Origin of the sequence: Aminobacter sp. MDW-2, from assembly GCF_014250155.1 — a bacterium.
GTDB classification, from domain to species: Bacteria; Pseudomonadota; Alphaproteobacteria; order Rhizobiales; family Rhizobiaceae; genus Aminobacter; species Aminobacter ciceronei.
In genome coordinates, this window is sequence record NZ_CP060197.1 from 3,880,520 (window position 1) to 3,904,618 (window position 24,099).

23 protein-coding genes and 1 pseudogene are annotated in these 24,099 nt (G+C 64.5%); 3 read left to right on the forward strand and 21 right to left on the reverse strand.

Translation table 11 applies throughout. The features are described from left to right. Nucleotides 1–15: 15 nt before the first annotated feature. From H5P29_RS19185 to H5P29_RS19215, 8 genes and pseudogenes are all read right to left on the reverse strand, one after another. Nucleotides 16–801, reverse strand: a complete 786-nt coding sequence (locus H5P29_RS19185; protein ID WP_154386529.1) for an SDR family NAD(P)-dependent oxidoreductase — start codon at nt 799–801, stop codon at nt 16–18. After that, nucleotides 798–1,553 (reverse strand): SDR family oxidoreductase, encoded by a 756-nt coding sequence (locus H5P29_RS19190; RefSeq protein ID WP_246670851.1) that lies wholly within the window; start codon nt 1,551–1,553, stop codon nt 798–800. The genes H5P29_RS19185 and H5P29_RS19190 overlap by 4 nt, the downstream gene beginning before the upstream one ends. Beyond that, nucleotides 1,550–2,458, reverse strand: a complete 909-nt coding sequence (locus tag H5P29_RS32955; protein ID WP_348640627.1) for a branched-chain amino acid ABC transporter permease — start codon at nt 2,456–2,458, stop codon at nt 1,550–1,552. The genes H5P29_RS19190 and H5P29_RS32955 overlap by 4 nt, the downstream gene beginning before the upstream one ends. 126 nt (nt 2,459–2,584) lie before the next feature. Next, a pseudogene (locus tag H5P29_RS32960) lies at nt 2,585–3,493 on the reverse strand (branched-chain amino acid ABC transporter permease); the annotation flags it as partial. A gap of 5 nt (nt 3,494–3,498) precedes the next feature. Then, a complete protein-coding gene (locus H5P29_RS19200) occupies nt 3,499–4,212 on the reverse strand; it encodes an ABC transporter ATP-binding protein (RefSeq protein ID WP_067962138.1) in 714 nt (237 codons plus the stop codon). Then, the gene (locus H5P29_RS19205; protein ID WP_067966563.1) at nt 4,205–4,972 is read right to left on the reverse strand and encodes an ABC transporter ATP-binding protein; all 768 of its coding nucleotides are present in this window, start codon (nt 4,970–4,972) and stop codon (nt 4,205–4,207) included. The genes H5P29_RS19200 and H5P29_RS19205 overlap by 8 nt, the downstream gene beginning before the upstream one ends. A gap of 45 nt (nt 4,973–5,017) precedes the next feature. After that, nucleotides 5,018–5,302 carry a DUF1330 domain-containing protein gene (locus H5P29_RS19210; RefSeq protein ID WP_067962140.1) on the reverse strand — a complete coding sequence of 95 codons (285 nt, stop codon included), beginning with the start codon at nt 5,300–5,302 and terminating at the stop codon, nt 5,018–5,020. 60 nt (nt 5,303–5,362) lie between these two features. Continuing rightward, the gene (locus tag H5P29_RS19215) at nt 5,363–6,559 is read right to left on the reverse strand and encodes an ABC transporter substrate-binding protein (protein ID WP_154386531.1); all 1,197 of its coding nucleotides are present in this window, start codon (nt 6,557–6,559) and stop codon (nt 5,363–5,365) included. Nucleotides 6,560–6,801: 242 nt separating this feature from the next. Here H5P29_RS19215 and H5P29_RS19220 point away from each other — a divergent pair, with 242 nt between their 5' ends. After that, nucleotides 6,802–8,406, forward strand: a complete 1,605-nt coding sequence (locus tag H5P29_RS19220) for a GMC family oxidoreductase (RefSeq protein WP_067962144.1) — start codon at nt 6,802–6,804, stop codon at nt 8,404–8,406. A 4-nt stretch (nt 8,407–8,410) separates the two neighbouring features. Here H5P29_RS19220 and H5P29_RS19225 read toward each other — a convergent pair whose 3' ends face one another. Genes H5P29_RS19225 through H5P29_RS19235 form a run of 3 tightly spaced genes read right to left on the reverse strand, consistent with a single transcriptional unit; the run spans nt 8,411 to nt 11,157 of the window. Then, nucleotides 8,411–8,866 carry a nuclear transport factor 2 family protein gene (locus tag H5P29_RS19225; RefSeq protein ID WP_182574175.1) on the reverse strand — a complete coding sequence of 152 codons (456 nt, stop codon included), beginning with the start codon at nt 8,864–8,866 and terminating at the stop codon, nt 8,411–8,413. 1 nt (nt 8,867) lies between these two features. Beyond that, nucleotides 8,868–9,968 carry an alpha/beta hydrolase gene (locus H5P29_RS19230; RefSeq protein WP_154386533.1) on the reverse strand — a complete coding sequence of 367 codons (1,101 nt, stop codon included), beginning with the start codon at nt 9,966–9,968 and terminating at the stop codon, nt 8,868–8,870. Further along, entirely contained in the window at nt 9,949–11,157 is a 1,209-nt protein-coding gene (locus H5P29_RS19235) for an ABC transporter substrate-binding protein (protein WP_154386534.1), read from the reverse strand. The genes H5P29_RS19230 and H5P29_RS19235 overlap by 20 nt, the downstream gene beginning before the upstream one ends. A 222-nt stretch (nt 11,158–11,379) precedes the next feature. Between H5P29_RS19235 and H5P29_RS19240 the strand changes: the two genes are divergently transcribed. After that, nucleotides 11,380–12,528, forward strand: a complete 1,149-nt coding sequence (locus tag H5P29_RS19240; RefSeq protein WP_185910135.1) for an LLM class flavin-dependent oxidoreductase — start codon at nt 11,380–11,382, stop codon at nt 12,526–12,528. 101 nt (nt 12,529–12,629) lie between these two features. On the opposite strand, the gene H5P29_RS19245 is transcribed toward H5P29_RS19240, so the two are convergent. The 3 genes from H5P29_RS19245 to H5P29_RS19255 form a co-directional block, all read right to left on the reverse strand. Continuing rightward, nucleotides 12,630–13,127 carry a flavin reductase family protein gene (locus H5P29_RS19245; protein ID WP_154386535.1) on the reverse strand — a complete coding sequence of 166 codons (498 nt, stop codon included), beginning with the start codon at nt 13,125–13,127 and terminating at the stop codon, nt 12,630–12,632. 101 nt (nt 13,128–13,228) lie between these two features. After that, nucleotides 13,229–14,362: a helix-turn-helix transcriptional regulator gene (locus H5P29_RS19250; protein WP_154386536.1), complete on the reverse strand. Its 1,134-nt coding sequence runs from the start codon at nt 14,360–14,362 to the stop codon at nt 13,229–13,231. Nucleotides 14,363–14,364: 2 nt separating this feature from the next. Beyond that, on the reverse strand, nt 14,365–15,168 hold the full coding sequence (locus H5P29_RS19255) for an SDR family oxidoreductase (protein ID WP_154386537.1): 804 nt from the start codon (nt 15,166–15,168) through the stop codon (nt 14,365–14,367). Nucleotides 15,169–15,363: 195 nt separating this feature from the next. On the opposite strand from H5P29_RS19255, the gene H5P29_RS19260 reads away from it, so the two are divergent. Continuing rightward, nucleotides 15,364–16,950, forward strand: coding sequence for a FadD3 family acyl-CoA ligase (locus tag H5P29_RS19260; protein ID WP_185910136.1), 1,587 nt, complete (start codon nt 15,364–15,366; stop codon nt 16,948–16,950). Nucleotides 16,951–17,162: 212 nt separating this feature from the next. Here H5P29_RS19260 and H5P29_RS19265 read toward each other — a convergent pair whose 3' ends face one another. The 7 genes from H5P29_RS19265 to H5P29_RS19295 all read right to left on the reverse strand — a co-directional run bounded on the left by H5P29_RS19265 (nt 17,163) and on the right by H5P29_RS19295 (nt 24,074). Continuing rightward, on the reverse strand, nt 17,163–18,068 hold the full coding sequence (locus H5P29_RS19265; protein WP_067962164.1) for an SDR family oxidoreductase: 906 nt from the start codon (nt 18,066–18,068) through the stop codon (nt 17,163–17,165). An 11-nt stretch (nt 18,069–18,079) separates the two neighbouring features. After that, the gene (locus tag H5P29_RS19270; RefSeq protein WP_154387388.1) at nt 18,080–18,682 is read right to left on the reverse strand and encodes a gamma carbonic anhydrase family protein; all 603 of its coding nucleotides are present in this window, start codon (nt 18,680–18,682) and stop codon (nt 18,080–18,082) included. Nucleotides 18,683–18,684: 2 nt separating this feature from the next. Further along, nucleotides 18,685–19,836, reverse strand: a complete 1,152-nt coding sequence (locus H5P29_RS19275; RefSeq protein ID WP_154387387.1) for an acetyl-CoA C-acetyltransferase — start codon at nt 19,834–19,836, stop codon at nt 18,685–18,687. Nucleotide 19,837: 1 nt separating this feature from the next. After that, nucleotides 19,838–20,893 carry an acyl-CoA dehydrogenase family protein gene (locus H5P29_RS19280; protein ID WP_154387386.1) on the reverse strand — a complete coding sequence of 352 codons (1,056 nt, stop codon included), beginning with the start codon at nt 20,891–20,893 and terminating at the stop codon, nt 19,838–19,840. A 14-nt stretch (nt 20,894–20,907) separates the two neighbouring features. Then, entirely contained in the window at nt 20,908–22,071 is a 1,164-nt protein-coding gene (locus H5P29_RS19285) for an acyl-CoA dehydrogenase family protein (protein ID WP_182574180.1), read from the reverse strand. A 31-nt stretch (nt 22,072–22,102) separates the two neighbouring features. Continuing rightward, entirely contained in the window at nt 22,103–22,999 is an 897-nt protein-coding gene (locus tag H5P29_RS19290) for an enoyl-CoA hydratase (RefSeq protein WP_154387385.1), read from the reverse strand. A 130-nt stretch (nt 23,000–23,129) separates the two neighbouring features. Beyond that, the gene (locus H5P29_RS19295; RefSeq protein ID WP_154387384.1) at nt 23,130–24,074 is read right to left on the reverse strand and encodes an aldo/keto reductase; all 945 of its coding nucleotides are present in this window, start codon (nt 24,072–24,074) and stop codon (nt 23,130–23,132) included. Nucleotides 24,075–24,099: the final 25 nt, after the last annotated feature.

Here is a 24,099-nt window from a genome sequence, read left to right on the forward strand (position 1 = left end):
ACCTGGCCATTGTCCCTAAGCGGACACCACATCACCCGCGCCACCGAATGCGCTCCAGCCGCCATCGACCGGCAGAACCGTGCCTGTGATGTAGGACGCCCAGTCCGACAGCAGGAACACGGCGGCTCGCGCCATTTCTTCCGGCAGCGCCAGTCGGCCAAGCGGCGTACGCCGTTCCAGGATCGTCGGGTCGAATGCCTTGCGCTCGAGCAAAGCCTGAACCATCGGCGTGCGCGTATAAGCCGGCGCGATCGCATTGACGCGAATGCCCGAGGGACCCCATTCGCAGGCCAGCGTGTGCGTCAGGTGATTGATCCCGGCCTTGGCCGCGGCATAGGCCGAGCGACGCGGGAAGCCGCCGAGCCCGACGATGGACGACACATTCACGATGGCGCCGCATCTCTGCCGGAGCATCGGTCGCGATGCGGCGCGGCACATCAGGTAGGTGCCCTTGAGGTTGACGTCGATGACGCGCTGCCAGCGTTCCACCGACTGGTCGTGCACCGGCACGAGGTCGTCGCCGATGCCGGCAGAGTTGAAAACGAGATCGAGGCCGCCGAGAGCCGTGATCGCTTCCCTGACCATGCGCTCGGCATCGTCCTCACTTGCGACGTCGCCCTGGGTGACATCGGCTGCTGCGGTGCGCTGTGCCGCCGGATCGAGTTGTTCGCGGTTCAGGTCGGCAATGACCACGCGTGCGCCGAGATCCGAGAGCAGCCTTGCCACCGTTTCGCCAATGCCGCTGGCGCCGCCAGTCACCAGCACCCGCTTGCCGTCGAACCTGATCGCGGGCGCGCTCATACGTCGGGATCCCCGCCGTCTTCGGCGTCCTGCTTGACGTGGAAGTCCGGCTGCCATTCTGCGCGCGGCTGGACATGCAGCCTCCAGTAGGCTGCGGCGACCAGATCGTGATCGTAAGGCGTTCCGGCCTGCATCGTGCCATGGATGGCGACAGTCGACACATGAATACCCGCAGGGGTGAGTTCCTTCTCCAGCGAGTGTCCAAGGCTGCGCAGCGCAGCCTTGCCGAGCGAGGTCACGCCCCATTCGATCCACGGGCCAAAGGCAAGCACACCACCGGTGAGCAGGATCGTACCGCGGCCGCGGTCGATCATTCCTGGCGCAACGGCCTGGGCCGCATGCAGCGCACCAGCCACGTTGGTCCTGAAGGCGTCGACGACGTAGTCGACGCTGGCCGCCTCACCATGCGACTTCCAGCCGTCGGCGGTGCCGTATTTCACCTCGCCCAGCCGCGACGGCGTGACGAACCGCGCCGGCTCGATGATGGCGGCATTGTAGATCAGCGCCTCGGCATCGCCATGCCGCTCGCGGATCGCCGCATGGACATGGTCCATCTCTTCGGGCTTGCCGGCGTCGCCGACAAATCCGGCAACGTCGAGGCCCTCGGCCCGCAGCTCCTGCTCGTAGCGTGCAATCGCTTCTGCGCGGCGGCCGACAAAGGCAACACGATGTCCTTCACGCGCGAACTTCTTCACCAAAGCCTGGCCAAGCCCAGGCCCCATGCCGATGACCAGAGTCGACGGCGCGCTCATGGTGCTGCCGTGATTTTGGTGGTGGCCTCGGTGTGGTCGGCCGTCTGCTGGGCCTTGCGCTCGGCGCGGTTCGCCAGGAATTCCTCCAGCGTGCCGATGATGCCCTTGCGCAGGAACAGCACGCAGAGAACGAATATGATGCCCTGCACCACCACGACCCAGGCACCGAGGGTGGCCAACTCGCGTTGCAGCGTCACCAGCACTGCCGCACCGACCACCGGTCCAAGCAGCGTGCCGACGCCGCCGATCAGCGTCATCAGCAGCACGTCGGCCGAGGTCATGAAGAAGACGTCGGCCAGCGACGCCAGCTGGAAGATGATCGCCTTGAGGCCGCCTGCTACGCCCGACAGCATCGCCGAAAGCGTGAATGCGATCAGCTTGAACCGGTCGGTCGAATAGCCGAGCGAAATGGCGCGCGGCTCGTTCTCGCGGATCGACTTCAACGTCTGGCCGAACGGCGAGTGAATGATGCGGTAGATGAAGGCGAAGCCGGCCAGGAACACGGCGAGGGTCACGTAGTACATGTTCAGCGTGTTGGAGAGATCGATGACGCCGAACAGCATGCCGCGCGGCACCGACTGGATCCCGTCCTCGCCATGGGTCCATGGCGCCTGCACTCCGTAGAAATAGATGATCTGCGCCAGCGCCAGCGTGATCATGGCGAAGTAGAGCCCCTGCCGGCGGATCGCCAACCAGCCGAACAACGCGCCGATCGCCGTCGCCACCATGACGCCCAGAAGGATGCAGAGCTCGGTCGGCAGGCCCCAGGCGGCAGCGGCATGCGCAGTCACATAAGCCGATGCCCCGTAGAAGGCGGCATGGCCGAAGGCGAGGAGGCCGACGTAACCGAAGATCAGATTGTAGGCGAGTGCGAACAGTGCCAGCACCAGGATCTTCATGCCCATGACGGGATAGACGAGGAACGGCAACGCCACGCCGCCGACCGTGAAGATCGCGAGCCACAGGCGACCGTTCTCGAGGAAGCTGCCGGAGCGGCCCGACGAGACGTCGGCGACCGAGTGGCTCGTCGTCTCCTTGCCGAACAGGCCAGCCGGGCGGAAGATCAGCACCAGCGCCATGATGATGAAGATCACGGTTGCCGAGGCCTGCGGATAGAAGACCTTGGTCAGGCCCTCGATCACGCCGAGCATCAGGCCGGAAACGATGGCGCCGAAGATCGAGCCCATGCCGCCGATGACCACGACGGCGAAGATGGTGATGATCATGCCCTGCCCCATCTGCGGGCTGACCTGGTAGATCGGGGCTGCCATGACGCCGGCGAAACCGGCAAGACCGACACCGAACGCGTAGGTCAGCATCAACAAGCGCGGCACGTTGATGCCGAAAGCACGGACGAGATCGGGATTTTCGGTCGCGGCCCGGAGGTAAGAGCCGAGCTTGGTTCGCTCGACCATGTACCAGGTGCCGAAGCAGACGACGATTGCCGCAGCGATCACCCAGGCGCGGTAGATCGGCAGGAACATGAATCCGAGATTGATGCCGCCTTTCAGAGACTCCGGCACGCCATACATCTGGCCGGCGGCACCGTAGTAGACGTTGAAGGCACCCTCGATCGCCATGGCGAGGCCGACGGTCAAAAGCAGGCCGTAGGCATGGTCGAGATCGTAGACGCGGCGGATGAAGATGCGCTCCATCAGCGCGCCGATGACAGCCACCACCAGCGGAACGATGACCAGCGCCCACCAGTAGCCGATCGACGGCAGACCAAGACCCGGGAACAGTTCAGGCAAGCGCATGAGATACCAGGCGCCGAACGCACCCAGCATGTATTGCGCGCCATGGACGAAGTTGCCGATGCGCAACATGCCGAAGATGATCGCCACGCCCAGGCTCATCATGGCGTAGAACGAACCGTTGATGAGGCCGACGAGCAGCTGGCCGAAAAGAAGGGTTGGCGGAACGCCAATCAGGTCCATCATGGCCATCACACCCCGAGATAAGCTTGGATTTTGGCTTCATTGCCGGCGAGTTCGTCGCGGCTGAAGCGCTCGACCACCTTGCCGTGGTCGACGACGAAATGCCGGTCGGCGAGCTTGGAAGCGAAGCGGAAGTTCTGCTCGACCAGAAGGATGGTGAAGCCCCTCGCCTTCAGCTTCTCGAGCACGACGGCGATCTGCTTGACGATGACCGGCGCAAGGCCTTCGGTCGGCTCGTCGAAGATCAAAAGCTTGGCGCCCGTGCGCAGGATGCGGCCGATGGCCAGCATCTGCTGCTCCCCGCCTGACAGCTTGGTGCCGGGGCTCTGCCAGCGCGCCTTGAGGTTCGGGAACAGCTCGAGGATCTCGTCCACGGTCATGCCGCCCTTGGCGATGACCGGCGGCAGCTCCAGATTCTCGGCCACCGACAGGCTCGAGAAGATGCCGCGCTCCTCCGGGCAGTAGGCGATGCCGCGCCGGGCGATGATCTCGGGCGCCCGCTTCGCAACGTTCTCACCGCGATAGGTGATAACACCGGTCTTCTTGCGCACCAGGCCCATGATACAGCGCAGCGCTGTCGTCTTGCCGGCGCCGTTGCGGCCCAGCAGCGTGACGAGTTCACCCTCGCGGATGTCGAAATTCATGCCGTGGAGCGCCTTGCTCTCGCCGTACCAGGCATGCAGGTCGGCGATGTCGAGCACCACCTGGGAAGTCTCAGTCATCTGCGCCACCGATATAGGCTTCGACAACGCGCGGATCGCGCGACACGGTTTCGTAGTTGCCTTCGGCCAGCACCCGTCCCTGCGCCAGCACGGTGATGGTGTCGGAAAGGGCTGAAACCACCGACAGATTGTGCTCGACCATCAGGACAGTGCGGTCGCTTGCTACCTTGCGGATCAGTTCGGCGATGCGGTCGACGTCCTCGTGGCCCATGCCCGAGGTCGGCTCGTCGAGCAGCAGCATCTCGGGATCCAGCGCCAGCGTCGTGGCAATCTCCAGCGCGCGCTTGCGACCGTAAGGCAGATTGACCGCGACATGGTTGCGATAGGAAAGCATGCCGACAGCGTCGAGCAGTTCATCGATGCGATCGTTGAGCACGCCGAGCGTGCGTTCGCTTTGCCAGAAGCGATAGGAGGTCCCCGTCGGCCGCTGGAGTGCCATGCGCACGTTTTCACGCACGCTCATGCGCGGAAACACCGCCGAAATCTGGAACGATCGAACGATGCCCTTGCGCGCCACCTCTTCCGGCTTCAGCGCGGTGATGTCCTCGCCGTTGTATCGGATCGTACCTTCGCTGGGCTGCAGGAACTTGGTGATCAGGTTGAAGGTCGTCGTCTTGCCGGCGCCGTTGGGGCCGATCAGGGCGTGGATGGTATTGCGCCGGACCTTGAGGTCGACGTCTTTTACGGCGGCGAAGCCATAGAAATACCGGCTCAGCCCGGACGCCTCGATGATGTAGTCGTCCGCAGTGCCTTGCTGCACCTTGTCCTCCACGTACTCTAGGAAATATGCGGCACAGGGCGCCCGTCATACGTCGACGAGAATGCCCTTGCCGCGTGATGCCAGCTGCCTGAGTGCCACCACCTTCTGGTAGTCGTCAGAATGGTAGAATTGGCGCGCCGCGTCAGCGCTCGGGAACTCGACCACCGAGATCGTCGCCGGCTGCCAGCCGCCTTCGAGGCTTTCGATTCGATCGCCCGACAAGACGAAACGCCCGCCGCCGGCGGCCATGATCGGCCCGGCGACCTCGCGATAGTGCTGCCAGGCGGCCTCGTCGGTAATTTCGATCTCGAAGATCAGATAGCCGGGCAAGTCGTCACTCCCATCGGGTGGACGCGCCGGACGGCGAGCGTGCCGTCCGGCGCTGTCGGATCAGCCTTTGGCCAGCTTGCAGGCGCTCTTGTCGATCGAGCGGAAGGCGATGTCGGCAGGAACGGTGGTCACGACCTTGAACACGTCCTGCGCATCGGATGCCTCGCCGGGCGCACGCACCTCAAGCAGCTGCATGTCATGCACGAGGCGGCCGTTGGGCAGCAGCGTCGCATTCTTTGCGAACAGGTCGTTGATCTTGCCTTCGCGCAGCTTGGCGAGCACCGCGGTCGGCTCGTCGGTACCGGCGGCCTTGACGGCGTTCAGATAATTGGTCGCTGCGGAATAGGCACCGGCCGCAACCCAGCCCGGAGCATTGCCGGTCTTCTTCTGCATCTCTTCCTTGAAGTGCTTGGAAGCGTCATCGGTGTTCCAATACCAGGCGGCGGCAAACTGGATGCCCTTCAGCGCTTCAAGGCCGATGGCGCGCGCATCCGACTGGTGCAGCACGGTCAGCGCCACGCGCATGCCCTGGTCGATCAGGCCGAACTCCTGGACCTGCTTGAGCGCATTGACCAGTTCAGGACCATTGACCGTCAGCGCCAGAACCTTGGCGCCCGAGGCCTGGGCCTGCAGGATGTAGGACGAGAAGTCGGTGGTGCCGAGCGGCGCCCGCACCGAACCCAGTATCTTGCCGCCTTCTTCCTCGACGGCGGTCTTCACGCCGGCTTCCAGCACCTTGCCGGCTTCATAGTCGGGCGACAGGATGAACCAGGTCTCGCCACCGGCCTTGAGCTGGGCGCTGACCGACGAACGCACCTGCGAATAGGCGTCGTATGCCCAGGCCATGCCGTAGCCGTTGCAGTCGGCCTCGGTCATCTTGTCGGTCATCGGCGAGACGAAGAAGCCGAGCTTCTTCTGTTCGCCCAAAAGGTTGTTGACCGAAAGCGCGATTGCCGAATTGGCGACATCGAACAGCGCGTCGACATTGTCGCGCTCCAGCCATTCGCGGGCGATGGACAGTGCGATCTCGGGCTTGTTCTGATGATCGGCCGAGACCAGTTCGATCGGCTTGCCCAGCACCTGACCGCCAAAGTCGGAGATTGCCAGCTTGACTGCCTCGGTCACCTCGGTGCCGCCGAGCGCGGAGAAGGAAGAGCTCTGGTCGTTGAGCACGCCGAGCTTGACGCTGGTGTCCTGTGCTGCGGCAGTCAGCGCGGTCGACAGCAGCAAAGCTGCCGCGAGAATGGATTTCTTCATGTCATTCCTCCCCAGGAACGTAGGCTTTGGTGCCGGTCTGGATGCGCGCCGGCATTGATGTGCGCGCAAGGCCGCCACGCGGCATGGCGTGACGACTCCTCAAGGAGAAATCACAGGATGCAGGCGAGCCGAACATCGTCCATGCGGACTACCGCATATGTCGGCCTGGGCCTGAACAACGCTTGCCTGGGCTAGTTCGTTTGCAGGATGCGAGCCGACGCGCACGCGCAAGACATCGCGGCATGAGAGAATTCGACACGATCATCGTTGGCGCCGGCTCGGCCGGCTGTGTGGTGGCCAACAGGCTAAGCGAAGACCCGGGACATAGGGTGCTTGTCCTCGAGGCCGGACCATCGGACCTTCATCCCTTGGTCCGGATGCCCCGGGGATGGGTCAAGCTGACGAAGCATCCGAAACGCTCATGGAACTTTCCTGTCGAGCATGAAGAAGGTCGGCCGGAAGCCGAGACATGGGCGCGCGGCCGCGGGCTTGGCGGATCGAGCTCGATCAACGGAATGCTCTATTGCCGGGGCGCCCCCGAGGACTACGACGGCTGGGCCGACTTCGGCGTCACGGGCTGGAGCTGGACCGAGATGGCGCCAGTCTTCCGCAAGATCGAGAACCATCAGCTTGGTGGCGATGTCATCAGGGGCGGCAATGGTCCCTTGCAGGTCAGTGTTCGTCCTCTCGCCGACCCTCTCGGCCAGGCGATCCTCGATGCAGGTGCTTCGCTCAGCCTCGACCATCTCGACGACCTCAACGGCGCCAGACGCGATGGCGTCGGTACCTACACGCATACGGTCGACCACATGGGGCGGCGCATGAGCGCGGCCCGCGCCTTCCTCCGACCGGCGATGCGGCGCAAGAACCTCGTCGTCCAAACCGGCGCGCAGGTTCTGCGTATCCTGTTCGACGGTCGTCGGGCAGTCGGCGTCGAATATCTCGTGGGCGGTCGCCAACGCACCGCCCGGTCGGCAAGCGAGGTCATCGTTGCCTGCGGCGCGATCCAGTCACCGCAACTGCTGCAGGTGTCAGGCGTCGGCCGCCATGATGTGCTTTCGGCGGCTGGCGTCCAGACTGTGACCGAATTGCCCGGCGTCGGCCGCAACTTTGCCGAACACCTCGTTGTGGCGCTGCCCTATCGCCTTGCCGGAATGCATGGCCACAACCGCAGCTTCAGTGGCCTGCGCCTCGTCGGCGAGGTGCTGCGCTATTATCTCGCCGGCACGGGGCTGATGAGCTTCGGTGCGTCCGAAATCGGCGCGTTCGTCCGCTCCTCGTCAGACGTCACCTATCCGGATCTGCAGCTATCGCTGTCACCCTACACCTTCGCCCGTGGGCTGCTGCAAGGCCGCCTGAAGCTAGAGGCCGAGCCCGGCATCACCATCATCGGCTATGCCCTGCGGCCGGAAAGCCGCGGCGAGATTACCATCCGCTCGGCCGACATGCGCGACATGCCGCCGATCCGGCCGAACTGGCTGGCGACGGAAAACGACCGGCGCACCGCCATTTCGATGATGCGCATAATGCGCGACTTCGTCGCCCAGCCTGCATTGCAGCCCTTCGTGAAGCAGGAGCTTTGGCCTGGCCCAGCAGTGCAATCGGACGACGACATGCTCGCTGCCTTCCGCGCGACCTTCGTGTCGGGGCTGCATGCGGTCGGCACTTGCCGGATGGGCAATGACGCCGACGCCGTCGTCGACGAGCGATTGCGCGTCCATGGCGTCGATGGCCTCCGTGTGATCGATGCCTCGGTCATCCCGGCACCGATATCGGGTAACACCAACGGCCCTGTGATGGCGCTGGCCTGGCGCGCTGCTGACCTGGTACTTGAGGAAAGGCGCTGAACGCTCAGAAATCGAAGAATTCGCTTCGTGCGCTGCTGAACGCCTTTTCCAATCGATGGACCATGCGCCAGCCCTTTTCGGTCCTGCGATAACGCACATCATATTGGCCGCAAGCTGTGCGGCTCATCGTGTGGTTCGGTGTTAACCGGCCGATGGCGACGAACTGGAAATGCAGGTGACCGGTCGCCTCGTCCCCGTCGATGTCGAGCAACGGCAGACCGGGCACATGAACGCCGGAGAATTTCGCCGTGAAATCGAAGCAGAAAGCCGACAGTTGCTCCCTGCCCTCAACCTTGAGCGCCGAGCGGTCGCCGACGGCCGCGATTTCGAACACGCCGTCCGCAGTGAACACATCGGCCCATGCCTTGCCATTGCAGCAGTCCCAGGCGCGCGCATAGCGCGCCTCGAGCGCGATGATGTCGAGCATTGCCTCGGCGCGCGCCAGCCTTGCCTCCAGCATCTCAGGCGTTCCTGGCAAATGCATCGCGCAGCCTGGCGCCACCGTGGTCGATCGCCAGCCGCGCTTTGCCGATCAATCCGACCATGCTGGCAAAGCCGTGCGAGACACCGTCGTAGCGCCTGGCTTCCACATCAACACCGGACTCGGCCAGCGCTGTGTAAAGGGCCTCGACCTCACTGCGCAAGGGATCGAATTCGGCAATGGCGATCGTCGTCTGCGGCAGCCCGGCAAGATCGACGGACCGAAGCAGCGCGACACGGGGATCTGCCAAGCCAGCCGGCTCACCCACATATTGCCGCCAGTACCAGCGCATCATTCCCGCGCTAAGGAATGGAGTCTGCGGGAAAGTGTCGTAACTCGTGCCGGAAGCCGTGGGATCCGAAGCAGGATAGAAAAGCAACAGGTGTCGCAGTTTCAGGCGGACCTCCGATGAGGCATGGAGTGCGGCAGCTGCCGCCAGATTGCCCCCGGCACTATCTCCGGCAAGCGCCAGCCTCCTGCCGTCGCAGCCGAGCGTGATAGCGTTGGCCGCCGCCCACTCCAGAGCCGCCAAAGCATCCTCGTAGGCTGCCGGGAACCTGTGTTCCGGCGCCAGCCGGTAGTCGATCGACAGCACCGCGCAATCGCCCGCCTTGGCCAGCGCCCGGCAGAAATTGTCATGCGTATCCAGCGAACACAGCACGAAGCCGCCGCCATGCAGGAAGACCAGCAGCGGCAATGCCTTGCCCTGACGTGGCTTGTAGAGTCGCGCCGGGATGTCTCCGGCACCGCCGGCAACGGTGATGTTCTCGACCGCGGCCATCTCGGTGCGCTCCGTCGGCCATCCCGCCGCGTTCACGGCAACGCGCAACGCCGGGATGTCGACATTGACGAGGTCGAGCGGCGGCCGCCTGGCGACGACCTCCGCCATCGCGGCAATATCTGCATCGAGCGCCAATTCCATAACCAACCTCCGCGGCATTTCTTCGGCTGGAGTGAAAGCCAGCCCCAAGACTCGCCGCATCGTTCGATCGGGTGAGCCAATGAAAAAGGCGCCGCCGGAAACCGGCGACGCCTTTCGCAAGTTGAAACCGTTCTGCTGCTTACTGGGCGCAGTCGGCACGTTCGACGAGACCGTCCTCGCGCAGCTGGTATGGGTTCTTGACGACCTTGAGGCTCTCGACCGACGGCAGGAAGTGGTTGTCGGCGCTGGCCGCCAGTTTGCCCGTCAGCGTCTTGATCTCGCCGGCGTTGGCCTCGATCCAGGCCGCAACCGACTTGCCGTCGGTCTTGCCCGAACCGTTCATGGCGGCAGCCAGGATGAAGGGTTGGATGTAATAGGGCACCAGCGCCGAGGGTCCGCCCATGCGGTCGAGATCGGCAATATCGGCCTTGGCCTTCTCGGCGAACTTGGCGAACGGCTTCTCGCCGAGCGCGTCGCCCGGGCAGAAGGTCATGCCCTCGAACTGCACCGAATACACGCCCTCGAACGGCTCGGTGCCGATTGTGGCGGCGTTGCCGACGGCGTAGTTGGTCATGGTCAGGCTCGCCAGCACGGGAACGTCCCAGCCGATGTCATAGCGATTTTCCAGCATCTTGCGGGCGTCGTCGCCGATCGAGTTGATCAGCAGCACCGCTTCGGCCTCGGAGTTTCGCAGCGAAAACAGCTGCGGGGTCATGTCCTCGGTGCGGAAGGCGAATTCCTGGATGGCGACCGGCTCCACGCCCTTGCCCTTCATGTAGTTGACGATGTCGGACACCGCCGCCTTCGACATGCCGCCATTGTCCGAGATCAGCGCCAGCTTGGTCAGCTTCAGCGTATCGAGCGCATAGGCGATGTTGGGGATCATCTGGTTCTCACCGATCGGCGAGGTGGAGAAGTGGTACGGGCCGACCTGCGGGGTCAGCTGCGTCGAGGCGGCGCTTGAAACCTGGGCGATATTGGCTTCGGTGCCGATCGGCATCAGCGGCGTCGTTTCCTGGCTGGTTGCCGGGCCAACTACCGCCGCAACCTTCTCGCTTTCGATGAGGCGGCGCATCTCGCTGACGCCATGCGTCGGGTCGGTCATCGTGTCGGCCAGCACCAGCTCGACCTTCTTGCCGAGAATGCCACCGGCGGCGTTGATGTCGTCGACAGCACGCTTCCAGGCGACCTCGGCATTCTTGCCGATCGAGGCGCCCGCGCCGGTCAGCGACATGATGCCGCCGATCTTGATCGTCTCTTCGGCCCTGGCCGTGCCGGCAGCTGCCAGGGCGGTGAACGACATCAGGGCGGCGACAATGGCGCGCCGGCTGCGAATGCTGGAAGTCATAGTCTGGTCTCCACGGAAATCGATGCCGCCGTTTCGGCCTAACGTGATTGGCAGGCATCGTCCATAAGGACCATTGAATTGAGCCAGCAGCTGCCTCGCCTGGCCCAATGCCATCAGCAGCAAAACGGCCCTCACCCGATCGAACGATGAATTTCGTGATTGCCAGCCGGACACTCCAGCTCATGCCGAAAGGGCAATTGTCTCAAGCGGAGGATCCTGCCAGTGAAATTTTCCATGATCTACGAGGCGCAGATCGCCGAAACCCATCGGGAGGCCGAGCAGCAGGTTTTCCGCGAGATGGTGGAACAGTGCGTGCAGCTCGACAGGAGCGGCTTCGACGGGGTCTGGTGCGTCGAGCACCATGGCCTGACGCAATATTCGCACATGTCGGCACCGGAAACCTTCCTCGCCTTTGTCGCCGGCCAGACGAAGAGGCTCGAGATCGGCCATGGCGTCGTCTGCCTGCCGCCGGCGATGAACCATCCCATCAAGGTCGCCGAACGTGTCGCCATGCTCGACATCCTGTCGAATGGCCGCGTCAATTTCGGTGTCGGCAAGGGCGGCAGCCAGCAGGAGGCCGGTGCCTTCGGCTACCAGTTGGCCGAGTTGCAGCCGCTGATCGACGAGAGCATGTATCTGATCCCGCGCCTCTTCACCGAAGAAGTGGTCGAGCATGACGGCCAGTACATCAGTTTTCCAGCCCGCCCCGTCCATCCCAAGCCGCTGCAGCAACCGCACCCGCGCATGTACATGGCCTGCACACGCTGGGAGGCGGTGGTGACAGCCGGCTCGCGTGGCCTCGGTGCGCTGGTCATGGGTTTCGGCGGCCCCGACGAGATCAAGACCAAGAGCGATGCCTATCGGAAGGCCTTTGCCGAGCGCAAACCAGAGGACCAGGTCGGATTCCGCCCGACCGAGCACCTCTCCGCCCTGTGCCCGGCCATCGTCCTGCGCGACCGGGACAAGGCCCGCCGCATCGGCTTGCGTGGCCAGCGCTTCTTCGCCGAGGCGCTGTCGCACTGGTATCAGGGCGGTCCCAAGCCTGAGGTCGACGACATGAGCCCGGAAGAGCATCTGGCGGCGCTCGACAAGGTGCGCGAGCACAAGTTCGCCAAGCTCGGCGAAGACAAGATCGCCTACAATCCGCAGGCCTATGGTTATCTCGACGACATCAACGACGCCTATGGCACGCCAGAGGACTGTATCCGCTATGTCGAGCGCCTCTTCGAGGCCGGTGCCGACGAGATCATGTTCCTGTCGCAGATGGGCACCGTGCCGCATGAAGCGATCATGGAGACGATCGAGCTGATTGGCAGCGAGGTGATCCCGCATTTCCGCGGCAAGAAGCTGCGCGTCGCTGCCGCCGAATAGGTTACCAGCGGTCGGCACCCAGGTGCCGGCCGCCTTTTCCCGCACCGAAAATGACAAAGGCCGGCACCACCATGCGGGCCTTTCCGCTGCCTGCGTTCGTATCACATTGCCAGATGCGCGCCGACGTAGCGGGCGTCGGCATAGATCAGCGGCTCGATGCTGCCGAACAGTGCGACGTCGGTAACCCGCCCCACGAACACACCATGGGTACCATAATAGAATTCTCCGTCATTGGCGCAGAAGATGTTGGCTTGGGCGTCGCCAAGATAAGGAATGCCCTGGCGCTCGCGCCAGTCACCCTCGGCGAAGCGCGCCTCGCCCTTCACCTGGCCGCCACAACGTTGCGCCAATACTTCATGATTTCGTGCCAATATGTTGACACAGAATGGCAATTTCGCCTGGAACGCGGCAAAGATCGAGGCGCTCCGGTTGACGCAGGCGAGCAGTGACGGCGGCTCCATGCTCAGGCTGTCGACAGCGGTCGCGGCCATGGCCAGCCGCTGGCCTTGATGGCTCGTGGTCAGGATCACCACCGACTTCGCCAGTCGGCGCATCGCCGCTCGCGTGTCAGCCACCAGCTCGTTGACCTCAAGGGACATTCCGCGCTCCTCCACGTCCTGCAACGATCGCAGCATCGCGCAGGCAGAGCCTCAAAGCATCGTTCGAACGGGCGAGCCCAGCAATTGCGGTCAATCGGCCGTTAGCTCAGCTCGTCGACCGAGCGCAGCAGCAGCCGCACGAGCTCACTCTGCCTGCTCACTCCAGTCTTGGAAAACACCATGCGCAAATGCGCCTTGGCGGTGTTCTTGGTGATGCTGAGCGCGGCACTGGCATCGTCGAGGTCGAGACCCTGCCCCATCAGCGCCGCAAGCTCGGCTTCTGCCGGCGTCAGGCCAAACAGCCTGACAAGCACCGCAGGCTGCGGCGCAACGTTGCTGCCGGCGTCGGCGATGATGACGAGTGCCGCGCCGCGCAGCGGCGCATGCAGCTTGGCCGAATGCGGTGCCGGCCTGACGACGAGCCCGAGCGCCTCGCCGCAGGAACGATGAATCGAAAACGCGCGCGAGCCGGCAAAGGAGGCGTCGCTCGTCTCGGCAATCTCGGCCACCGCCGCGGTGAACGCACCGCTCGGTCCGGCCTCGTCGAGCAGGCGCAGCCTGCCGCGATCGTTCTTTAGCACGTCCTTTTCGGCCAGGATCGCTTCGGCCTGTGGCGTTGCCTGCAGAATGCGGCAGTCACGGTCGACGATGATGGCGCCCACCGCCAACCGCCCCAGCGCACCGGCGAACAGCTCGCGCTCGGCCTCGAGCCCGTTCAGCCTGAGGAATAGCCCCATCGCCTGCGTCAGATGCGGCAACAGCCGTCGGAACGACTCTCGTTCGGCCGTACCGAAATTGTCCCGACCCAGCACACGTGTCGCACGCATCCGCACCCGCGCCCCGGAGGGCTCGACGATATCGGCACCCACGACATGCATCCAGCCCGAGCCGGTCATGAAACTCGTCATGAATTCCGAGCGGGAGAATCCTCCCTCGCCGACAAGCTCGGCAAGCGTCGTCACCTTGCCGAGCGGCAGGTCGATGAACGGGTCTTGCGTGTAGAGGTCGTTGTAGCGCGCGATGCGCTCTTCCGACGCCGCCCCGGAATAGATCGCACCCGGTCGGTCGCGGCGCTGGCGCTCGATGATCAGCGTACTGCTTTCAGCATCAACCGATGCCCGCAACCCCTTGAGAAAACTGTCGAAGGGCTTTGCTTCGCCGATACCGGCATAGAGCAGTTCGACCAGCCGGTCGTGATCGGGCGCGGCACCAGATACTTCCGCGCGATCGGCCACGGTCAGTTCGCGTCCGGCGCGTAACGCTTGATCAGGTCGAGGAACAGCGGTGTCTCGCCGCCGCCATGCACCTCGAGCTGCGCACCGGTGACGAAGGTCGCCGTCGGACTGGCGAGGTAGAGGGCGGCGCGGGCGATGTCGTCTCCACGCCCCATGCGCTTCATCGGCACCGAGGCGGCAATCGCCTGCTGTGCCTCGCATGAGCCATAGGTCTCATCGGCTTTTTCGGTCTCGACGAGGCCGACGATGATGGCGTTGACGCGCACCTTGGGCGCCCATTCCTGCGCAAGGCTGGTGGTCAGGCTGAGCAGGCCGGCCTTGGCCGCGCCGTAGACCGAGGTGCCTGGCGACGGCCGGCGGCCGGACACGCTGGCGATGTTGATGATGTTGCCGCCTTCCGGCAGCCTCGCCATCCAGTGGTAAACGGCCTGCGACATGTAGACGGGCGCCATCAGGTTGAGATTGACGATGGCGTCGGAGAAGCGCGGCGATACCGTCGCTGCGTCGACATGGGGCGAGCCGCCGGCGTTGTTGACCAGCACGTCGATACGGCCATGCTCCTCGCCGACACGGTCGACCAGCTCCTTGCAGGCCTGGGCCGTGCGCACGTCGCATTGCATGAAGATCGCCCTGTTGCCGTTAGAATGCGGCAGGCTGTCCGGCTCGGTGCGTGCGCAGACGACGACGGTTGCGCCCGCGCCGAGAAAACCCTCGGCGATCGCCCGGCCAATGCCCTTGGTGCCGCCGGTCACGATGACGACCCTGCCCTCGAAGGTCGAGCCAACAGGTTGCGGGGCATTGCTCATGTCATAACTCCAGGCATGGTCCGTCGCGCGCGTCTGTACGCAGTCCTACAGCCTTTATGTCGGTCGCCGTAAGGTTTATTCGTCTCTTCGGACGATGCTGGCCGCCCGCCGACGCCTATGTTCCCGCCAAACTAGCCCGGTGACCGTCCGCGGCCGCCATACCGTCGAACAGGCCCAGTGCCTCCAGGTATACAGATGATCTCAGAAGACGCCGACTGGAAGTTCACCACCATTCCTGCCCTCTGCGCGCGCGCCGCCGAGCTCTATGGCACACGCACGGCCGTTGAGGACAATGGCGTCGTGCTGAACTTCGTCGAGCTCGACGCGATGCGCAAGCGCGTCGCCAAGGCGATGATCGCAGCCGGTGTCGAGAAGGGCGACCGCATCATGGTCTGGGCGCCCAACACCTGGAAATGGTTCGCCACAGCCCTTGGCCTCGTCACCGCAGGCGCCGTGCTCATTCCCGCCTCCACCCGCTTCAAGGGCGCGGAGATCGCCGAACTGGTCAAGCGCAGCGGCACCTCGGTTCTGTTTTCGGTCGGCGACTTCCTGGGCACCTATTACCCTGACCAGCTCCGTGCCGAGACGCGCGACCTGCTGCGCGAAGTTGTCGTCATCGGCGACGGCAGCAAAGGCGATCGCGACTGGCAGAGCTTCGTTGCATCGGGCGACAGCATCAGCGATGCCGAGCTTGCCGCACGCGAGGCCACTGTCGGTCCCGATGATCTCTGCGACATGCTCTTCACCTCGGGCACCACGGGTTATCCCAAGGGCGTCATGTACGGTCACCAGCAGTGCCTTCAGGCGATCGATGCCTGGGCAACGCGTGTCGGTATCCGCGAGCATGACCGCATCCTGGTCATCCCCCCTTTCTTCCACGCCTTCGGCTATCGCTCCGGCGCCATCGTTTCGCTGATGCGTGGCGCGGTTCTGATGCCGCATCTCACCTATGATGCCGGCGAAATCCTCAAGCGCGTCGCCGAAGAGAAGATCAGCGTCATCCCCGGTCCGCCTGCCATCTTCCAGGGCATGCTCCAGCATCCGGACCTGGCAAAATTCGACACCTCCAGCCTGCGCCTCGGGGTCACCGGCGGCGCGGTCGTGCCGTCGATCCTCATCCGGCGTATGCGCGAGGAACTCGGCTTCGCCGGCGTTGTAAACGGCTATGGGCTGACCGAGTGCGGCGGCTACGGCACCATGTGCCTGGCGTCGGACCCGGATGAGGTGATTGCCAACACTGCCGGCAAGGCAGCTCCCGGCGTGGAAGTGCGTATCATGGGCGACGACGGCCATTTCCTGCCCGACGGCAAGCCCGGCGAAGTGGTGATCCGCGGCTACATCGTCATGAAGGGCTACTTCAACGATCCAAAATCGACGGCCAAGACCATCGACCCCGAGGGCTGGCTGCACACCGGTGATATCGGTTACTTCGACAGCGACGGCAACCTGCGCATCGAGGACCGTCTCAAGGACATGTACATCACCGGTGGCTTCAACTGCTATCCGGCCGAGATCGAGCGCATCCTGAGTCAGCACCCGGCCATCGGCATCGTTGCCGTGATCGGTGTGGCAGACGAGCGTCTCGGCGAGGTCGGCAAGGCCTATGTGGTGCTGCGCCCGGGCACCAGCGCCACCGAGAAGGACATCATCGACTGGTCGCGCGCCAACATGGCCAACTACAAATGCCCGCGCAGCGTCGAGATCCGTCCGTCCCTGCCCACCAGCCCGCAAGGCAAGGTGCTCAAGAACATTCTGCGCGAAGAGGTCCCCCAAGACGCCTGATCGCGTGCGCCTGCCCTCCGATGCGGGGTCCGGAGCGGCAGGTGCAGACTTTTCCCCAAGGGCCGGTGCGCAAGCGCCGCCCTTCTTTCTTGGCCGCGTTGCCCAGACTGCGCGTCCCCCGGGATGCGGCATCCCCGGGGATGCTGCATTGACCAAAGAAAAGGGCGCCGGTTGCCCGACGCCCTTCAGTTCTTCCTGACGCAGTGGCTCGGCTACGCCCCGTAGACCGCCTTCGGTGCCGGACGCGTGGCCACCAGTTCCTTGATCCGGTCGCCGAGCTCGGCTGCGTCCCATCGGCTGCCCTTGTCGAATTCAGGGCCGTCGTTCCAGCCGAGGCAGATGCGGATCTTGCCGCCGATCAGCTCGAAGATCTGGCCGGTCACTTCAGCCGACGCCGAACTGCACAGCCAGGCAACCAGGGGTGCGGTGTTCTCAGGCGCGAAGATATCGAACTCGCCGTCCTTGGCCTGCATGGCCTCGGCAAAGGCGGTCTCTGTCATGCGCGTGCGGGCATTCGGCGCAAGACCATTGGCGGTGATGCCGTAGCGGCGGAGCTCGGCTGCCTGGACCAGTGTCAGCGATGCGATGCCGCCCTTGGCCGCCGAATAGGCGCTCTGGCCGACGCTACCCTGCAGGCCGGCGCCCGAAGAGGTGTTGATGATGCGGGCGTCGACCGTCTTGCCGGCCTTCTGCTGGGCGCGCCAATAGTCGACGGCGTGTCTGCTGACGCAGAAATGGCCGCGCAGATGCACGCGCAGCACCGCGTCCCATTCATCGGGCGTGCATGACACGAACATGCGGTCGCGCACGAAGCCGGCATTGTTGACCACGGCATGCAGGTCACCAAAGGCGTCGAGTGCGGCCTTGACGATGCGGCCGCCGGCCTCGAAATCGGTGACGTCATCATAGTTGGCGACGGCCTGGCCGCCCATGGCCTTGATCTCGTCGACCACCTGCTGCGCCGGCGTCTCCGCCGTCGCGTCGCCATGAGTGCCGACGCCGAGATCGTTGACCACGACCTTCGCGCCTTCGGCCGCGAGGCCCAGCGCATAGGCGCGACCGAGGCCGCGGCCGGCGCCGGTGACGATCACAACCCTGTTTTCGCAGATCGCTGCCATGTCAGTCCTTCTCACTTTGTCTTGGTCGACAGGCGCACAGCGCGCGCCTTGCCGGTGTTGCGTTTGCGGCCAGGTTCCGCGACGCGGAGCGGTTCGCATTCCACGAGATCGGCAAGCGACCGGTCGGCCAGCCGCTGATACTCACCGTCGCCATTGTTGCGCCAGATGATAGCGGCTTCCGGCATTTCCTTGATCACCTTGGCTGGATTGCCGGCGATCAGGCTACGTTGAGGCGTCACCACCTCGTTCTTCACCAGGCTGAGCGCTGCCACCAGGCTGTCGTCGCCGATAACGGCGCCGTCGAGCACCACGGCATTCATGCCGATAAGTGCATTCTCGCCCACCGTGCAGCCATGCAGGATGGCGCCGTGGCCTACGGTCGCGCCGCGGCCGACGATGCAGTCCGAGCCCGAGCCGGTGTGCAAGGTGCAATTGTCCTGCACGCTGGCATCGCCGATGACTGTGATGCGGCCGAAATCGCCCCGCAGCGACGCCCCGGGGCCGATGTAGCAGCGCGGCCCGATGGTCACGTCACCGATCAGCATCGCCGTCGGATGCAGGTAAGCAGTGGGGTCGACCACCGGCACGATGCCTTCAAAGGCATAGCACGGCATGGTCAGAGCCTCTCGATGATCGTCACGTTGGCCTGGCCGCCGCCTTCGCACATGGTCTGCAGCGCATAGCGGCCGTTGCGGCGCTCGAGTTCGTTCAGCATCGTGGTCATGATGCGCGCGCCGGTGGCGCCGAGCGGATGGCCGAGTGCGATCGCGCCGCCATTGACGTTGACCTTGTCCCGCGGAATGCCAAGGTCCTTGATCCAGGCGAGCGGGACCGAGGCAAAGGCCTCGTTGCACTCGAACAGGTCGATGTCCTCGATCTTCAGGCCGGTCTTCATAAGCGCATGGCGCGTCGCCGGGATCGGCGCTGTCAGCATCCAGACCGGGTCGTCGCCGCGCACGCTGATGTGGTGGATGCGGGCGCGCGGCTTGAGGTTGTGGTCCTTCACCGCCTGTTCCGAGGCGATCAGCAGTGCGGCCGACGCATCGGCGTTCTGGCTGGCGACGCCGGCATGCACGCGGCCTCCTTCGACCAGCGTCTTCAGCGTCGCCATCCTGTCGAGCGATGTGTCGCGGCGCGGCGTCTCGTCCACGGCGAAGTCGCCGACCGGCACGATCTCATTGGTGAACCGTCCCGCGTCGATGGCGGCAATGGCGCGCTGGTGGCTCTCCAGCGCGAACTGCTCCATCTCGTCGCGGCTGCACTGCCACTTCTCGGCGATCATTTCGGCCGAGCGGAACTGGCTGACCTCCTGGTCGCCGTAGCGGGCGCGCCAACCCGGCGAGGTGCTGAACGGATCGGGAAAACCGAATTGCGGCCCGACCAGCATGGCCGACGCCATCGGGATCATGTTCATGTTCTGCACGCCGCCGGCAATCACCAGCTCCTGCGTACCGCTCATCACCGCCTGCGCGGCGAAGTGCACCGCCTGCTGTGCCGAACCGCACTGGCGGTCGACGGTTACACCAGGCACATGGTCGGGCAGACCCGCCACCAGCCAGCAGGTGCGGGCGATGTCGCCGGCCTGCGAGCCGATCGTGTCGGTGCAGCCATAGATGACGTCATCGACCGCGTTCGGGTCGATGCCGGTGCGGGCGATCAGCGCCTTGATCGGCTGGGCACCAAGGTCTGCCGAATGCAGGGCGGCAAGCGAGCCCTTCTTGCGGCCGACCGGCGTGCGGACGGCGTCGACGATATAGGCTTCAGGCATATCAGGCCTCTCCGGCAAAGGTGTGTTCGGGTCCGAGCGGACGCGCAAAGACGCGGGCTGCGACGCGCTCGCGATGGAAGGCGGTGCCGCCCCACCAACTGGTCAACGCGATGCCACGCTTGAGGAAGAAGTGGACGTCCACCTCCCAGGAATAACCCATGGCGCCATGCACCTGGATCGAAGTGCGAGCCGCGACATCTGCGGCATCAGTGCAGGCAAGCTTGGCCTGCGAGATGCGAGCGCGGCTGTAGAGATCGCCCTGCTCCAGCTGGGCGGCTGCCGCATGCAGCACCGGACGAGCGAACTCGATCTTGACCTGGGCGGTCGCGAGGTGATGCTTGACCGCCTGGTAGGAGCCGATCGGCTTGCCGAACTGCTGGCGTTCCTTGGCATAGGCGACACCGAGATCGACGCAGCGCTGGGAAATGCCCTGCATCTGGGCAGCAGCAAACAGCGCACCGCGGTCGAGAGCGGCAGCCAGAGGGACTGCGGCCTCACTGGCGCCGGCAACCAGCGTCGCGTCGCTCGGCTCGAATTCAACCGTGAACAGCCGGCGGAACGGGTCGACACTCGGCTGCGCCACGATCCTTGCCTTGGCGGTTTCGACGAGATGGACAGCACCGTCGCGGACGACGAGTACCGCCTCGGCCGTATCGGCATCGGCGACGAACGAATTGGCCGGATGTGCCACCGTGACGGTTACATCGCCGGCGAGCGCACGCTCGAGCAGCGCGGCCGCCCGGGCATTGTCGGAGAAGGCAGCAAGCAGCGGCAGCGCCACGCCTGCATTCTCGACCAGCGGCTCCGGCAGCCCGGCGTAGCCGCAGGCCTCGGCGATCTGCACGAAGTCGATGGCCGACAGTCCGAGGCCGCCACTGTCTTCAGCCACCAGGGCACCGGCGAGGCCCATCTCCAAAATCTTGGCCCAGCGGGCCTCGTCGCGGGCAGCGCCCTCGCCCATCAATCGGCGCAGGTCGGCGGGCTGGCAGACGTCAGCGAGCAACTCACGGACGACGTTAGCCGTCATCGTCTGTTCTTCGGAGAAACGGAAATCCATCTTTTCGCCTCCCCTTATGCGCGCGGCAGCCCGAGCATACGCTCGGCGATGATGTTGCGCTGGATCTCGTTCGAGCCGGCATAGATCGGTCCGGCCAGCGAGAAGAAGTAGCCGTCCAGCCAGCGGCCGATGTCGCCCGCCTCGGGCGCCGTGCGCAGCAGTTCCGCACGGGCGCCCAGGATCGACAATGCCGCCTTGTGCATGGCGATGTCCATTTCCGACCAGAAGATCTTGTTGGTGCTGGCCTCGGCGCCGATATGGCCGCCTGCGGCAAGCCGCGATGCGGTGGCGTAGATCGACAGCGCATAGGCCTCGGCGTCCATCCAGGACTGCAGCACCGCCGTGCGCACCGTTGGCTCGACCTCGGCCTCATGCGCCTTGTAGAGCTCGACCAGCTTGCGCGCCGCCACCTGGAAGCGCGCCGGGCTGCGCAGCATCAGGCCGCGCTCGAAGCCGGCAGTTGCCATACAGATGTTCCAGCCCTCGCCCTCGCCGCCGAGGCGGTTGAAGGCGGACACGCGGACATCGTCGAGGAAGATTTCGGCAAAGCCGGTCTCGCCGTCGATCTGCGGGATCGCCTGCACCCGCACGCCGGGGGCGTTGAGCGGGAAAAAGATCAGGGACAAGCCCTTATGGCGCTGCGACGCCGGATCGGTGCGGAACAGCCCAAAGGCCCAGTCGGCGAAGACCGCGCGCGACGACCAGATCTTGTGGCCCTTGAGCACATATTCGTCGCCTTCAAGCACGGCGGTCGCGCGCACCGAGGCCAGGTCGGAACCGGCTTGAGGCTCGGACCAGGCTTGCGCCCAGATCTCGTCGCCTGAGGCCATGGAGGTCAGGAAGCGCGCCTTCTGCTCCTCGGTGCCATATTCCATCAGCGTCGGCCCGAGCAGGAAGATGCCGTTCTGGTTGACGCGCAGCGGCGCGCCGGCACGGTAATATTCTTCTTCGAAGATCAGCCACTGGATCAGGTCGAGCCCGCGCCCGCCATAGCTTTCCGGCCAGGTCACCATGCCCCAGCGGCCCTCGGCCAGCACGCGCTCCCATGCGCGATGCGCCTCAAAACCCTCGCGGCTGGCATCGAAGGACGGCAGCGGCTTGCTGGGCACATGCTTTTCGAGCCAGGAGCGCACTTCCTGGCGGAAGGCCTGCTGCTCGTCGGTGTAATCAAGATCCACGCTTGGAAATTCCCGTTGGTCGGCGGCGGGCTCAAGCCTCGCCGGCCTGCTTCTTGTTGGCGGCGGCCATGCTCTTGGCGTCTTGTCCGCCCAGCGTGTTGCCGGTGGTCAGGTCGTTCTGGGCATGAGCGAAATGATGCATGTGATAATGCGCGTCCATGGCGGTGCGCTTTCCGCGCAGGTCCTCGACATGATTGATCGCCTGCTTGGACAGCCAGAGGCCGAGGCGCGGATACTGCGCCAGCTTTTCGGCCATGGCCCGACCGGCGCCTTCCAGTTCGTCGCGGGCAACCACCTTGTTGACCATGCCGAACTGCTCGGCGCGTGACGCCGGCATGCGTTCACCCGTCATCAGGAATTCCTTGGCGACGCGCGGCGGCAGCTCGAAGGCATGTGCGAAATACTCGACGCCTGGAATGCCCATGCGCACCACCGGATCCTGGAAGAAGGCATCGTCGGTGGCGACGATGAAGTCGCAGACCCAGGCAAGCATCAACCCGCCGGCGACGCAGGCGCCCTGCACAAGTGCGATCGTCGGCTTGGGGATGTCGCGCCAGCGTCGGCACATGCCGAGATAGACCTCGTGCTCCCTGGTGTAGAGCATTTCGGCAGCCGGCTTATTGGTGTGGTCGGACCACATCAGGCGACGGTCGAAGGTCTTGTTGACGTCGCGACCCGGCGTGCCGATGTCGTGGCCGGCAGAAAAATGCTTCCCCGCGCCGCGCAGGATGATGACCTTCACCGTGTCGTCGTCGACTGCGCGCTTGAAGGCATCGTCGAGCGCATAGGTCATCTGGGAGTTCTGGGCGTTGTTGAACGTCGGGCGATTCATCGTCACCCAGGCGATCGGTCCCTCGGTTTCGTAGAGGACCGGCTCGCCCGTCTCATAGGTGATGTCTGCCGTACGCGGCTCAACCAGATCGCTCATATCAAGGGTTTCCGCTGACAATTCAACTTGGTAGCTCCGGAGAAACTACGTTCCCCGCCAAGGGGTGCAATCGTCCAAAGGGACTAAAGCGCCGGCAACTTTGTGCGCCGCACAATCACTTGCCGCACGATCATTTGCAGATCGTGTCGATCTCGGCGAGCTCCGCTGCCGTCAGATTCCACGAGGCAGCCGCGGCATTGGCCACCACCTGCTCGGGACGGGTGGCACCCGCAATTACGCTGGAAACGATCGGCTGGCAGGCCAGCCAGGAAAACGCCAGCTCGAGGATGGTGCGTCCGCGCGCTTCACTGAAGCCGATCAGCTTCTCGACCTTGTCGAGATTGGCGTCGGTCAGGCCGGATTTGAAATAGGCCATGTTCATGCGCGTGTCCTCCGGCAGCGCCTGACCCTTGCGGTATTTGCCGGTCAGGAGGCCGCTCGCCAGCGGGAAATAGGGCAAAAGCGTCATGCCGGTGCGGTGCATCGCCGGGAACAGCTCGGTCTCGGCCGTGCGCGAGATCAGATTGTATTCGGCCTGGGTGGATTGCAGGCTGTGCAGATTGTGATGGCGCGAAGTCCAGCTGGCATCGACCAGCATCCATGCCGGCAGGTTCGAGCAGCCGAGATAGCGGACCTTGCCCTGCTTCACGAGATCGTCGAGCGCCCGCAGCGTCTCCTCGACTGGCGTCTGCGGATCGGGGAAATGGTACTGGTAGAGGTCGATGTAGTCAGTCTTGAGCCGGCGCAGGCTGTCTTCGACAGCATTCATGATGTAGCCGCGCGATCCGTTGTAGCGATTGCTCTTCTCGCGGTTGAGCGGCGAGGCGAACTTGGTCGCCAACACCACATCCTTGCGCCGGTCGCCGAGCACCTCGCCCAAAGTGATCTCCGACCCACCATTGACGCCGTAGGAATCCGAGGTGTCGAGCAGCGTGATGCCGGCATCGAGCGCGGCATGCACCACTTTGCGGGCGCCCTCGATGTCGAGACTCCTGATCATGCCGCCAAAATTGTTGCAGCCGAGACCGACAACCGAAACCTCAAGGCCCGTGCGGCCGAGAACGCGCTTTTCCATCTCGTCTACTCCATCATCTTCGTTC